This is a genomic window from Neobacillus sp. SAB-20_R2A (genome assembly GCF_049568635.1).
GTDB lineage: Bacteria > Bacillota > Bacilli > Bacillales > Cytobacillaceae > Neobacillus > Neobacillus citreus.
Map to the genome: position 1 here is coordinate 4,046,046 of NZ_CP145895.1, position 12,530 is coordinate 4,058,575.

The 12,530-nt window shown below is 37.8% G+C and carries 13 protein-coding genes; 6 read left to right on the forward strand and 7 right to left on the reverse strand.

The features are described 5' to 3' along the window. Positions 1-3: 3 nt before the first annotated feature. The gene (locus V5M37_RS19615; RefSeq protein ID WP_423798804.1) at positions 4-1,929 is read right to left on the reverse strand and encodes an endonuclease MutS2; all 1,926 of its coding nucleotides are present in this window, start codon (positions 1,927-1,929) and stop codon (positions 4-6) included. A gap of 425 nt (positions 1,930-2,354) precedes the next feature. On the opposite strand from V5M37_RS19615, the gene V5M37_RS19620 reads away from it, so the two are divergent. After that, positions 2,355-2,960 carry an SCO family protein gene (locus V5M37_RS19620; protein ID WP_423798805.1) on the forward strand — a complete coding sequence of 202 codons (606 nt, stop codon included), beginning with the start codon at positions 2,355-2,357 and terminating at the stop codon, positions 2,958-2,960. A gap of 50 nt (positions 2,961-3,010) precedes the next feature. Here the strand turns inward: V5M37_RS19620 and V5M37_RS19625 are convergent, their stop codons facing one another. Then, the gene (locus V5M37_RS19625) at positions 3,011-3,148 is read right to left on the reverse strand and encodes a hypothetical protein (protein WP_213145184.1); all 138 of its coding nucleotides are present in this window, start codon (positions 3,146-3,148) and stop codon (positions 3,011-3,013) included. A 229-nt stretch (positions 3,149-3,377) separates the two neighbouring features. Here V5M37_RS19625 and V5M37_RS19630 point away from each other — a divergent pair, with 229 nt between their 5' ends. After that, on the forward strand, positions 3,378-4,997 hold the full coding sequence (locus tag V5M37_RS19630) for an ABC-F family ATP-binding cassette domain-containing protein (RefSeq protein ID WP_423798806.1): 1,620 nt from the start codon (positions 3,378-3,380) through the stop codon (positions 4,995-4,997). Between the two features lie 38 nt (positions 4,998-5,035). On the opposite strand, the gene V5M37_RS19635 is transcribed toward V5M37_RS19630, so the two are convergent. Beyond that, the gene (locus tag V5M37_RS19635; RefSeq protein WP_213120545.1) at positions 5,036-5,176 is read right to left on the reverse strand and encodes a YuzL family protein; all 141 of its coding nucleotides are present in this window, start codon (positions 5,174-5,176) and stop codon (positions 5,036-5,038) included. 96 nt (positions 5,177-5,272) lie between these two features. On the opposite strand from V5M37_RS19635, the gene V5M37_RS19640 reads away from it, so the two are divergent. Further along, positions 5,273-5,515 (forward strand): YkuS family protein, encoded by a 243-nt coding sequence (locus V5M37_RS19640; RefSeq protein ID WP_213145182.1) that lies wholly within the window; start codon positions 5,273-5,275, stop codon positions 5,513-5,515. Between the two features lie 39 nt (positions 5,516-5,554). Here V5M37_RS19640 and V5M37_RS19645 read toward each other — a convergent pair whose 3' ends face one another. Together V5M37_RS19645 and V5M37_RS19650 are read right to left on the reverse strand one after the other, a co-directional pair. After that, complete coding sequence (locus V5M37_RS19645; protein ID WP_241113954.1) at positions 5,555-5,971, reverse strand: hypothetical protein; 417 nt, start codon at positions 5,969-5,971, stop codon at positions 5,555-5,557. A gap of 85 nt (positions 5,972-6,056) precedes the next feature. After that, complete coding sequence (locus tag V5M37_RS19650) at positions 6,057-6,548, reverse strand: Hsp20/alpha crystallin family protein (protein WP_423798807.1); 492 nt, start codon at positions 6,546-6,548, stop codon at positions 6,057-6,059. A 149-nt stretch (positions 6,549-6,697) separates the two neighbouring features. Between V5M37_RS19650 and V5M37_RS19655 the strand changes: the two genes are divergently transcribed. After that, a complete protein-coding gene (locus tag V5M37_RS19655; protein ID WP_423798808.1) occupies positions 6,698-6,970 on the forward strand; it encodes a hypothetical protein in 273 nt (90 codons plus the stop codon). A 105-nt stretch (positions 6,971-7,075) separates the two neighbouring features. Next, positions 7,076-7,738: a molybdate ABC transporter permease subunit gene (modB, locus tag V5M37_RS19660; RefSeq protein WP_423798809.1), complete on the forward strand. Its 663-nt coding sequence runs from the start codon at positions 7,076-7,078 to the stop codon at positions 7,736-7,738. Between the two features lie 31 nt (positions 7,739-7,769). On the opposite strand, the gene V5M37_RS19665 is transcribed toward modB, so the two are convergent. Continuing rightward, on the reverse strand, positions 7,770-8,930 hold the full coding sequence (locus tag V5M37_RS19665) for a D-alanyl-D-alanine carboxypeptidase family protein (protein WP_423802651.1): 1,161 nt from the start codon (positions 8,928-8,930) through the stop codon (positions 7,770-7,772). Between the two features lie 119 nt (positions 8,931-9,049). Beyond that, the gene (mprF, locus tag V5M37_RS19670) at positions 9,050-11,590 is read right to left on the reverse strand and encodes a bifunctional lysylphosphatidylglycerol flippase/synthetase MprF (RefSeq protein WP_423798810.1); all 2,541 of its coding nucleotides are present in this window, start codon (positions 11,588-11,590) and stop codon (positions 9,050-9,052) included. A 223-nt stretch (positions 11,591-11,813) separates the two neighbouring features. Here mprF and V5M37_RS19675 point away from each other — a divergent pair, with 223 nt between their 5' ends. Continuing rightward, a complete protein-coding gene (locus V5M37_RS19675) occupies positions 11,814-12,266 on the forward strand; it encodes a cupredoxin domain-containing protein (RefSeq protein ID WP_423798811.1) in 453 nt (150 codons plus the stop codon). Positions 12,267-12,530 lie beyond the last annotated feature (264 nt).

The window sequence follows — 12,530 nt, forward strand, 5'->3', positions numbered from 1 at the left end:
TCGTTATTCTGAATGTTCAATTATAATTTCGTCATCATGTCTTTTTGAAAGAATTTTGCTTTTTTTGCGATTTTCTTTCGTTTGAAAGATAATATCGAAATCATAGTCGTCGGGATACAATTCATTTGCGGCAATATATAGCTTCATCCTTTTATGGTTAACCGATACTTTTTCACCCTTTATCTGGACAATATAATTTCCTTGCTGATCTGGTCCTTTATAAACAATCCCAAATTCATTTCCCGGTGTGATTTTTACATTGTCCCCCTGCTGGTATAAAGGCACTTGTTGGACAGGTTTTACAGCCGGCTTTTTGTCTTGGTGTTTGTTGATGATAACCTGTTTTTCCATATCCTTAAGCTTCCAATCGTCCGAAACAGGTGAAACATAGGTTTTTTCTTCTTTATACGTTACGCTATGCGCTTTTTCAATAATTTTCGGGTGGATTCCCAACTGCAAGGCAATCTCAAAGGCCTGGCTTTCGCCCCCTTTCCCTATCATTAAACGGTAGGTTGGACTTAAGCTCTTAAGATCAAACTCCATTGACCCATTTATAAATCCTGGATGCTGTTCGGCAAGATCTTTTATTTCACTATAATGGGTGGTGGCCAAAATCACGGCCCCCTTTTCGTAAAGAGTTTCAAGAATGGCTGTTGCCAGACCCATTCCCTCACCCGGATCAGTGCCGGAACCAAGTTCATCTATTAAAGTTAATGTGCGATTGTTTGCATTCTTTAAGATTTCAATGATATTAACGATTCTGGAACTGAACGTACTTAAATTTTCGGCAATACTCTGACCGTCCCCAATATCAACTAAAATGGCTTGAAAAATACTAATATTACTCTTTTCATCTGCAGGTATATGAAGTCCGCATTGGGCCATTAATGTGAGCAGCCCAACCGTTTTGATGGTAACCGTTTTCCCGCCCGTATTCGGACCCGTAATAATTAAGGCTCGTTTATTATCCCCCATACTAAAAGTCAATGGTACAGCTTTTTCACCTAACAACGGATGCTTTGCCTCAATTAATTCCATATCACCAGTGTCATTCATTCTCACCTTGGAGCCATGAATGGAACGGGAATACTTTGCTTTTGCAAACAAAAAATCATAGTGAACCATTGTTTCGACTGCCAGCCGAATTTGCATTTCATATTGCTCTACCAATCCAGTTAGAAAGCTGAGAACTTTTTGTACCTCAGTCTCTTCATCGGCCATAAGCCAGCTAAGTTGATCTTGGAATATAGCGATATCCTCAGGTTCAATAAACAATGTTGCTCCTGATGCCGATGTATCCAAGACTGTCCCTTTAATTTTGGTCCGATACTCCTTTTTTATCGGTATCACAAATCTTCCATTTCGCTGACTGACAACCTGTTCCTGTAAATATGGCTTATATTTATTTGACCTTACCAGCTGCATGGTTTTTTCCTTCAGGCGCTCCTCCTGAATGGCCATTTGCTTCCTAATTTTTAATAACTCCTTGCTGGCATAATCGTCCACTCTGCCATTATGGATACAACGATTAATTTCATTGGCAAGCTCCGGCAGTTCTTCAATTACATGGACATAAGACGCAACTCTTGGTGCAAAATATTCCTTATCCTTCATATATCTTCTCATCTTTCCACAGCTATCCAAGAAATCGTACAGCTTCATTAATTGGTCCGGACGGAAGACCACTGCTTTATTTAAGTTGGAAAGCATCTGCTCCATCCCATCAAGTCCATGGACAGGAACACTGGCACTTTTTTTCAGAATCTCGACGGCTTCCGTCACCTCATCAAGCCAAGCCTCAATTTGCTTCTTAATAGAAGAAGGTGTCAGGCCCGCAATTTTCGCTTTTCCTTCCTTTGTCATGGCAAAGCCTGCAATAGTTTCTTTTATCTGTTTAAATTCCAATACATTAAAGGTATGCTGATTCAACTTATATTCCTCCCAAAATAAAAATAGCCGCAATGAACAATGTCATTGCGGCAAATGAAAATTACAACAAAATAAACCAAAATAAAAACTGTCTACACGAGTGTACACAGCTACATTGGTTATAAAATGTATGCTTATGGCTGCCCATTGTTCTTAACTTCATTCCTTGCCCATACTCAAATAACCCTTTCTTGTTATCAAAAAAACAAGAAGGCGGCCGGAATGAAAATATCCAATTAGTTGGATTAGTTAAGAACGACACCTAACATAAAACATACTCCTTTTATTAAGAAAACTTAATTTCAACTTCAGATTATTACATTTGGCATGAATTGTCAATATTATCACAGCCCATTTTTTGTTCACAAAATATCCATATCATTTTTGTGAAAACTTCTTTATCTTAATGTTAGGAGGGAATCGTGATGAAAAAAATCTACCTTATTTGCAGTTTAGCCATATTTATCGGTATTGCTGCCGGCATTTCCTATTTTCTTATTCGGGATGCAAACACCAAAATTCCAGGCAATGTTACATTAATCAATCAAAATGGTGATCAATATACATTCGGCAAGGATCAAACAAAATTAAAGCTCATTGAATTCATTTACACACACTGTCCTGATGTCTGCCCGACCACGACACAAAAGATGGCCGCTTTGAAAAAGGATTTAGAAAAAAGCGGGGTATTCGGCAAGGATATCGAATTCATTACGATTACGATTGACCCCTATCGTGATACTCCAGAAGTATTGTCAAATTATATGAAGGGGTTTGGAATTGAAAATAGCAAAGACTGGGTATTCCTAACCGGAGATAAACAACAAAATATTAAAAATGAGCAGAAAAAGATCAGGGAGATTGGTGAGGCCTTGCAATTCCAATATAAAGACCCTGGAAACGGACAATTTGTCCACACCACATTTACTTACTTAATTGACGAAAACAATAAATTTGTTGCGAAATTTCCGATGGGCGATGGTTTTAATCGCGAAGAAGTTAAAAATAAAATAATGAATAAAATTAATTAGTATAAAAAAAGCGGTTAGTCCTTAGGATTAATCGCTTTTCACTACATATATTATTTAACAACAGATGAAGGATATTTTTTTAATTGCTGCAAAGATAAATGATAATTGGACTTTGGTTTCGTTAAACTCGCTTTGATACCAGCTTTTTTAAGCTTATTTACGAGTTCTGCGAGCTGTTTTTTGGCCACACAATTCACCTTCTTTTAACTGCTTCTTACGATAATTTTACAACAAAAATATGAATAAAGTGTGAAAACAAAAAATTTTTTTTAGAAAATTTTTCTTTTTACTACATAACTCCCCCACAAAACTCAAAAAAATGATGCAATTTCCACCAAAGATTTTCTTGTGAAATTCGCTCTTTTCCCTTATTAATGGTATAATACAAAGCAATATGTTTTTTTGGAGGATGCAAGAATGATTACTGTAAGTAATGTAAGTTTGAGATACGGAGACCGAAAGCTTTTTGAAGATGTGAATATTAAATTTACTCCCGGCAATTGCTACGGTCTCATCGGGGCGAACGGTGCCGGAAAATCTACCTTTATAAAAATACTCGCTGGAGAAATTGAAGCGCAGACGGGTACAGTCCAACTAGGACCGAACGAGCGGATGGCTGTTTTAAAGCAGAACCACTTTGAATATGAGGAACATGAAGTTTTAAAAACGGTTATCATGGGTCACACCAGACTTTATCAGGTAATGCAGGAAAAAGACGCCATTTATATGAAAGAAAACTTTACGGATGAGGACGGCATGAAAGCTGCTGAACTCGAGGGTGAATTTGCCGAATTAAACGGCTGGGAAGCTGAATCTGAAGCGGCCATCCTGTTAAAAGGTCTGGGAATTGGCGAAGAGCTTCATTATAAAAAGTTGGCCGAATTAACTGGTGCTGAAAAGGTAAAAGTCCTTCTTGCACAGGCCCTATTTGGCCAGCCTGATGTATTACTTTTAGACGAGCCAACCAACCATCTGGATATTAAGGCCATCCAATGGCTTGAAGAATTCCTGATCAATTTTGAAAATACAGTGATTGTTGTATCCCATGACCGTCACTTCTTAAATAAGGTTTGTACCCATATTGCGGATTTAGACTTTGGCAAAATCCAAATCTATGTCGGCAACTACGACTTCTGGTATGAATCCAGTCAATTAGCTTCAAAAATGGCGCAGGACGCCAATAAGAAGAAAGAAGAAAAAATTAAAGAGTTGCAAAGCTTTATTGCCCGTTTTAGTGCGAATGCTTCAAAATCCAAGCAGGCAACATCACGGAAAAAGCTATTGGACAAAATTACCCTTGATGATATTAGACCATCTTCAAGACGATATCCATATGTCGGCTTTACCCCAGATAGGGAAATTGGTAATGATTTGTTAAGAGTAGAAGGGCTGACGAAAACAATCGATGGCGTGAAGGTACTTGATAACATTAGCTTTATCATGAACAAAGGAGATAAAATCGCCCTCGTCGGAACAAATGAAACAGCCAAAACAACACTTTTTAAAATATTAATGGGTGAAATGGAAGCTGACAGCGGTACCTTTAAATGGGGAATCACCACATCTCAAGCCTACTTTCCGAAGGATAACTCGGAATACTTTGAGAATAACGACTTAAATCTTGTTGATTGGCTTCGTCAGTTTTCACCAAAAGATGACAGTGAAAGCTTCCTACGTGGATTTTTAGGAAGAATGCTATTTTCCGGTGAAGAAGTTTTAAAGAAATCAAGCGTCCTTTCTGGAGGAGAAAAAGTCCGCTGTATGCTGTCCAAAATGATGCTTAGCGGAGCAAATGTCCTGCTCTTGGATGAGCCAACCAACCACTTGGATTTGGAGTCTATTACCGCTCTAAACAATGGCTTAATTAATTTTAAGGGCTCCATGCTGTTTGCTTCCCATGACCATCAGTTTATCCAAACGATTGCTAACCGCATTTTTGAACTAACACCTGCTGGATTGGTCGATAAGCAAATGTCTTATGATGAATACCTAGAGAATACTGATATACAAAAACAAGTAGCAGAGATGTATAAATAAGATAAGAGGCTGTCAAATGGCAGCCTCTTATTTCATTATTACATTTGTTTCTGCTTTTTCCTTGAAGATGGCTGCATTCTGGAGCCAGTTTCTGTTGTGGTCGTTCCCTGTCCTTCTACTTCTGGTGAAGCCAACCCTATAGTTGAAGGGTCGGCTTTCTTTTTACTGCGTTTGCCCATAGTACACCTCCCATTTTAGCTTTTGAAAGATTATCCCCTGTTATTCGGAATATTTCTGTCAAACTTAGGCAACATAATGATTGAGGAGGTGTTTGTATGGCAAGGGTTGGAGTAGAACAATCTCTTACAAATGTTCAAGATGCTCTACGTGCAAAAGGATATGATGTTGTCGAACTCAAACAGGAGTCTGACGCCCAAAATTGTGATTGCTGTGTCGTTACCGGCCTTGATTCGAACGTTATGGGAATGGCTGATACCGTTACGAAAGCACCGGTTATTGATGCAAACGGTTTGTCTGCTGATGAAGTATGCCAAGCGGTTGAAAGCAGACTTCAATAATGTTAACACAAAGACTAAAGGACTCCTCTTTAGTCTTTTTTAATGGTCTTTTGGTTTAATATTTACCTTGGGTCCATTCGGTTTTTCTTGCTTCTTGATTCTTTCCTCTTTAGCTTCGGTTACTTTATCGTCTTCATCTCCGGTGAAATTTGGTGTAAATTCACTGCCGTATGTGGCACCTATGTTTAATTTTCCTTTCAATTCTTTAATCCCAAGCTGTCCGAAGTTATTATTCAATTCATATTTATCCAAAATAATTTTTTCGATATTTATTTTTTCAATTATTATAGGGGGATCCTTTGTTTTCACGGTTTCATCAGGCTTGTTTTGTGCCTTTAAGTCCCGCAGCGTTTGTTCCAATTCTTCTATATTTCTCTCTAAGGAAGTTATTTTTTTTCGGAGTTCTTTATCATAATCATTTTTGCGGAAAATAAGGAATAAATTTTTTATTGACATTGGCCTAAAACGCTCCCTTATTTTTAACCTTACTTCATTTATATGGAAAACACTGCTTATCAAGTCCTATTTTCATAAAAACCTGTTATTCAATTGGGATAATTTCGCCCTTTTGTACGAATCGTTGATAACTGACTATTAATAAGCCATTCCAGAATTTAGCGCTGATATCCTGCGGATTTACGGTATCAGGTAAGGTAATCTGCCGATTGAATTCACCGTAAAACCTTTCCGAATAAGTATATTTCAAATGTGGATGAATGGGCAGCGCTCTTCCTTTGACGGTGAGAATATTGCCATTAAGCCCTAATTCTATGTTTTCTTTTAAGACACCAGGGAGCTCGATAACTACCATTACCTCCTCTTCCCCTTCCATTAAATCAATTGCAGGGAACGTTCTCTCGCTTTTCAGATCGGTGCCGGGCTGCTGCCGGTTTGAATGGGCATTAGGTGTCTTAAAAGGCGTTTCATTCATAAATTGTTGGGCAAACTCTTGGTCAAAGATATTGTTCCAGAAATCCCCGCCCTGCATATTTTTCGCCATCTCTAGCCATTGTTTCAACTTTTCCATATCCATCAATCCGCACCCCCTCTCCCCTAATCTAGGGAAGCAAAAAACAAAGCCTTACTTCATCATACTTAACTGAAAGTTATTTTAATCCTTAATTTCCTCATAAACATTAGGGAATTGCATATATTTAAAAGCAATTATAAGGAGGAGATGACATGCCCGCTCCCGTTCCATATATTAATATAAATATATTTATGATTAAAATTAATTCCTTTGAAAATGCTTCTGCCGTAAATATTGGCCAAAACCTGCTGGCTGAGTGGCATAATTCCGACAAGAAAAATCAAGGCTACGGCCAAAATTTTGGTGATAAGAGTGATTTCTTTGGGAATAGGAGCTTTGTCGATGACAGAGATCAAATTGATTCCCCGAGCTCCTTCGATTCAGGCGCCCAGCAGCTATTGGCCAAAGACAAAGATGATCTATAAAAACTGCAATTTGGCAGTTTTTTTGTTTTATATCTTTTATGAATTGGAAGCTTTCGCTATAATGAGGGAATAATCAGCCGTTCGAGAGGAAGTATTTTATCTACTATGCTTAATGAATTTTGGCCCCCAATTTTATTGTCACTGAAAGTGGCCACAATTTCTGCACTACTGGCACTAATCTTTGGTATTTTATTCGGCAGGTTATTTGCTGATAAACATTTTAAAGGAAAAATGATCATAGAGACCCTTATGCTGCTGCCTATTGTTTTGCCGCCTACCGTTATTGGCTTTTTATTAATTTTCTTTTTTGGAAAAAATAGTCCGGCAGGTGCTTTTATCGAAACCCTTTTCGACCGCTCCATCATTTTTACACCACTGGCAGCGATTATTGCCTCCACTATTGTTGCATTTCCGTTAATGTACCAATCTGTAAAAACTGGATTTCAAGCCGTGGACAAGGATATCGAAGAGGCTGCGAAGATGGACGGGGCAAGTGATTTTAATGTTTTTTTACAAGTAACTCTCCCACTATCAGTAAAATCGATTGTTTCCGGATTCATACTTAGCTTTGCTAGAGCATTGGGGGAATTTGGCGCCACGCTCATGTTTGCCGGCAATATCCCCGGGAAAACCCAAACGGCTCCCACTGCTGTATATGTTGCAATGGAAACAGGCAATATGAAATTAGCTTGGCTGTTAGTCATTTCAATGATCTTCATCTCTTTTTTAATGCTATTGACAACCAATTTAACACAAAGAAAGCCATGAAACTGAAGCATTTCATGGCTTTCTATATCGTCTACATTTTACCTGTTATTTTTTTCCCGGCACCTATCAAAACGGCAGCAGCCGCAACTATAAAAATCCAAAAGTATGATGCTGTATATTCCTGCTTATTAGTGGATTTACTTGATTTTAAAGAAGTTTTCAAAGGTTTTGGTTCTTCCTTTTGTTTTAACTGAGCCACCTGAAGAACCTGACCATTTGGATTTTCAATAGATAACCGGCCGGTACTGTCGACTTTTTTTACAATTCCACTTTTATCCTCTGTTACAAGGAGATCCCTATCCAAAAGAAATTCCTGTTCGCCGCTCTTAAAAACTTCCCCATGTTTTAGGGTAGAATGGACATATTCATTAAATCCATAATCAAACAGGATGGCTGTATCATCATATTTGTCTCTTTTTTGGTCTGATTTTAGGACAATCGCCGTTAATTTTAAATTCCCATTATCGGCAGTGGTGGCCAAAGTTTGTTTCGATACTGTGGTATATCCTGTTTTCCCCCCGGTTATTCCCGCGTATGGAAGTTCGCCTTTTAGCATAAGATGATGAGTGATTAGGTCAGTATTCCAGGACTGGCCCTCCCAATGTAATCTTTTTGTTCCAAAAATCTCGGCAAATTGAGGATTCTTCATGGCATAGTTCGTAATCAATGCCAAATCCATTGCAGTTGTATAATGATTGTCATCGTGAAGGCCGCTTGGATTTGTAAAGTGCGTATTTTTAACCCCAATAACTGTTTGTAGATATTCATTTATATGTTCCGTAAAAAGGTCAACACTGCCGTCAATATGTTCCGCAATCGACACTGCGGCGTCATTCCCTGAATTGATCAGCATCCCTTGAATTAGTTTTTTTAGCGGTACTTGTTCCCCTTCCACTAAGTAGACCCTTGTACCATCTTGTCTAACAGCATTGGCACTGACTGTCGCAATACTGTCTAAGTTCCCTTTTTCAATGGCATAAATAGCTGTAGCGATTTTCGTAACGCTGGCAGGATACATTTTTTCGTCCGCATTTTTCCCGTAGAGAACAGCATTCGTTTCAGTATCCAAAAGCACCGCTGATTCACTTTTTAATGGCAGGTCGCCAGTCCCTTCTGCAAAGACGGGAATTTGGTTTAAAAATAAGAACAAGACTGTTATAAGAATTAAAATCCATTTACTCAATGACAACACCCTATCCATGACTAATTACCTAATTGATTTTACCAAATATTTATAGATATGAAGAGTCCTTTTTGGAAATTTATATAAAAAAAAGCGGCAGACTCATTGTCCCAGCCACTTTTCATTATCTATGCCCTTCTCTTCGAAATCAACAGGGTAATTTGTGCCATAATAAACGGAAGAGAAGATTTTTTCCGATAGGCTAAATATTTCGGTTCCCAAATATTTGTATATTTTTCTTTGAATTTTCTTAAGCCTTGAAAATGATAGAAAAAATGACCGTGCAGGAAAATCTGCGCCGCAATTTTCTCACTTAAAAAAGAAAACCTGGAAAGGCCAACATTCGCCAATGGGGCCATACCCATATTAAATCGCCGGTACCCCTGTTCCTTCGCCCAATCCATTAAGGAGAGAAACAGAAAATCCACGCTGCCTGATTCTGCATCCGGACGGAATCTCATTAAATCCACTGAAATAGTCTGGTTATCATCATAAACATACATCATACTCATGAAGCCAATAATTCTACTATTACAATCCTTTACAAGTGCAATAGGAGCCTTATTTAGGTAAGCTTCATCAAAGAATCCCAGCGAATATCCCTTTTCTTTGCTTCCCTGTAGCCAATCATTTGACACTTCACGCAGTTCCTTTAAAAGTTCACTGGAATGAGGCGGATTTACCAACTCGTAACGAAAATTTTCGCTGGTAAATTTGTTTTTAATGGTCCGCAATCCTTTCATTTTGCTTCCAGCCAATGAAAATTCCCGCAATTTCACAAAGGCCTCTTCCCCCAATTTAAAAAAGGCAAATCCATGGTTATAAAGGTATGGAAGCATTTCTTCACTAACCTGATAGAATACAAGCGAAAATCCATACAGGTCGGCAATTTCCTGAAATTCTTCAATGGCGGAGGATAGATCATTTAGTTCACCAATTGGATCACCAAGGATCACCAGTTTATCCGCATATCTTTGAAATGAAATCATGACATTTCTTTTTTTGTTCCAGAAAATATATTTATCGTGCAAGAAAATCAGATGGGACAAGACTTTCCCCTGATATTTATGTAAATGCTGAACGATTTCCTGTTCTTGTGTCAACGATGATTCAAATTTCCATTTTTTCGATAAGCTGTTCAGATAGCCAATGGCAAGGATTGAAACAGCAATAAACAACCCAATTCCCGCACTCATAAATAAATCGTGATAATCGATAATGACATATGGCAATAATTTTGCAGGCAGCGCCAATTTGGCATCCGGTAAATTTAAATAGCCAATGATGATATACATCGATGTAATGATTACAATTAAGGCAATATCAAAGATTGTTCTTCCCCAGGTTAATACATAGCTTTCCCGATAGAACTGCCCTTTCGAAACTCTAAGTAGGATGGCGACAATAATTAAGAAGATGGCTTCTTCATAATCAATCCCTTTAAAAATGGAAAACAGTGCTGCAAGAATTAAGGCTGCCATTGTTAATTCATATGTCCGTTTCACTCTATATTCAATGCCTCGCGATAATCCTAACAGCAAAAATCCAGCAGCAACAGAGAGTTGATGGGAAACATTAATAATCGGAAACGATAACAGTTCCTGGGCAATTTTAAGCCTCGACATAATCCCCGGCACACTTGCAGATAAAAGCAGGATAAGTCCTGATAAAAACACTAGCATAGTCAAAATGACGTGGCTAAATACCTCTAATATCGCGTTAGGTAAATTATTCCACGACTGGTTCCATCTTTCCCAATAAAGCTTAACAAAAAAAATGAGGCTCACGATAAACGGCAGTAAGTAATAGCCTACCCGATACAAAAGAAGGAGAACGAGGACTTTTTCCTCGGCCATATGAAATTCCTGCATCCCCCAAATAAAAACTAAATCAAATGAGCCAAGACCGCCCGGTATCATACTGATGATTCCGGCACAAACAGCGGCAATATAGACAGGAAAAAGATCTTCGATTCGGATTGAGATGCCCAGAATTCTGGTCAATAGATAAATAGCAAAAAAGACAGCGATCCATTCAACAAAGGAAACCCCAATGAGCTTAGTTCCCTCTTTTACCGTAATCAAAGATTGCTTGCCCTTTTTAGCGTTCATTCTATGTATCATTAAAAAGACCGGTAGATAAAGGGCGACACCCAACACAGCAAAATAAAGCCATTTGGTATCGACAAATAGAGGAAACTTCCGGAACCATAGTGCCGCTGCCCACGATAACAATGAGATGCCTGCCAAATAAAATAGGGAAACTGTTGCTATAACACTAAGTAATCTCCGCTTATCCTGTTCAAGTTTGTGAAAAAAGTACGTTCTTAACGCTGCCCCGATTAACCCGCCGAATCCAATTAAATTAGAAAAGGAATTGGCAATAAACGATTGCTCTAACAATTCTTTTTTTGGGACCTTTGCCCCTAAAATCCGAACTAAAATCACATCATACAAAAGCATCGGTAATACAGCCGAAAAGGTAATGCCAATGATAAGCAGCAGCGTCAAAAAATTGAGTTGATTTAATTCGTTTTCTAGCAAATGAACATCTAAATTTCCCACAAACTTTTTTATTTCAAATATTGCAAAAATCAATAAAAGCAATGGGAATAAAAATTTTACAATCTTAAAAATTTTATCCTTCTGATAACCCTTCAAAATAATCACCTAGTATTCATATCATCCCTGATTTTACTATAAACGTTTATGAAAGAAATACAAAGCAATTTCTTACTTTCTTGAGGTGACTTATTACAAGTGTAGACATTTTATCGAACATTCAACCATTTGGTCAGAGGCAATTCGAAAATTCAGGAAAAAAAGTAGACAAGTTTTCCCACCTAACCGGCATATGAATAAACTAGGACAAATATTAGAGGGGGTTATGCTTGTGAAATTTTTAATATTAAAAAAAGAAACACTTCTATTCGTTTTAGCTGTAGGTATTATGCTTGCTGCAATTTCATCTTGGTTTCTATTAAAAGCTGGGGATGCCGCGGTCTTTAATCAGAAGACAGATGGGAAAATACGAGAAATCCATATGGTGACAGTTGAATACAAATCCAAAATGAAAAACGGGAAAGATATTGAGGCCTATCGTTGGGACCCGAGTCAAATCATTATAGAAAAAGGAGAAAAGGTTAAATTGTATATAACCGGCATTAACGGAGAGGAACATCCGTTCTATATTGAAGGTACAAATATCAAGGGGACTGTAAAAAAAGGGGAAGAAACAATCGTTCCACTTCAATTTTCCAAGGAAGGTACCTACCGCTTAATTTGCGAAGTTCATTCCAATCGTGCCCATAATGGTCCAATGATTGCTGATATTATCGTAGATTAAAACAGGAGCATTTTTCTCCTGTTTTTTTATGCTGTTCACTAGTAATCACTATTTAGGTGCTGTTATTGTTGAATCCTTCTTATATAACAGGCGGTGTTTGTTATATAAATAAAATGAAACAGTTTATCAACTTGTTCATAATTCGTTCAAATTCTCCATGAAAAACCCCAACAAATCCTTCATTTCACAATATCTTAACATTTATCCCTTATTCCAGATTGTTAACCTGTTATACTTTAAGTGTAGAGATAATAGTCAATCTGT

Excerpts from the sequence above, each read along its gene's own strand:
- V5M37_RS19630 (WP_423798806.1), top strand. The coding sequence starts at position 3,378 with ATGATTACTGTAAGTAATGTAAGTTTGAGATACGGAGACCGAAAGCTT.
- V5M37_RS19645 (WP_241113954.1), bottom strand. The coding sequence starts at position 5,971 with ATGTCAATAAAAAATTTATTCCTTATTTTCCGCAAAAATGATTATGAT.
- V5M37_RS19655 (WP_423798808.1), top strand. The coding sequence starts at position 6,698 with ATGCCCGCTCCCGTTCCATATATTAATATAAATATATTTATGATTAAA.
- V5M37_RS19650 (WP_423798807.1), bottom strand. The coding sequence starts at position 6,548 with ATGGATATGGAAAAGTTGAAACAATGGCTAGAGATGGCGAAAAATATG.
- V5M37_RS19640 (WP_213145182.1), top strand. The coding sequence starts at position 5,273 with ATGGCAAGGGTTGGAGTAGAACAATCTCTTACAAATGTTCAAGATGCT.
- V5M37_RS19635 (WP_213120545.1), bottom strand. The coding sequence starts at position 5,176 with ATGGGCAAACGCAGTAAAAAGAAAGCCGACCCTTCAACTATAGGGTTG.
- V5M37_RS19620 (WP_423798805.1), top strand. The coding sequence starts at position 2,355 with ATGAAAAAAATCTACCTTATTTGCAGTTTAGCCATATTTATCGGTATT.
- modB (WP_423798809.1), top strand. The coding sequence starts at position 7,076 with ATGCTTAATGAATTTTGGCCCCCAATTTTATTGTCACTGAAAGTGGCC.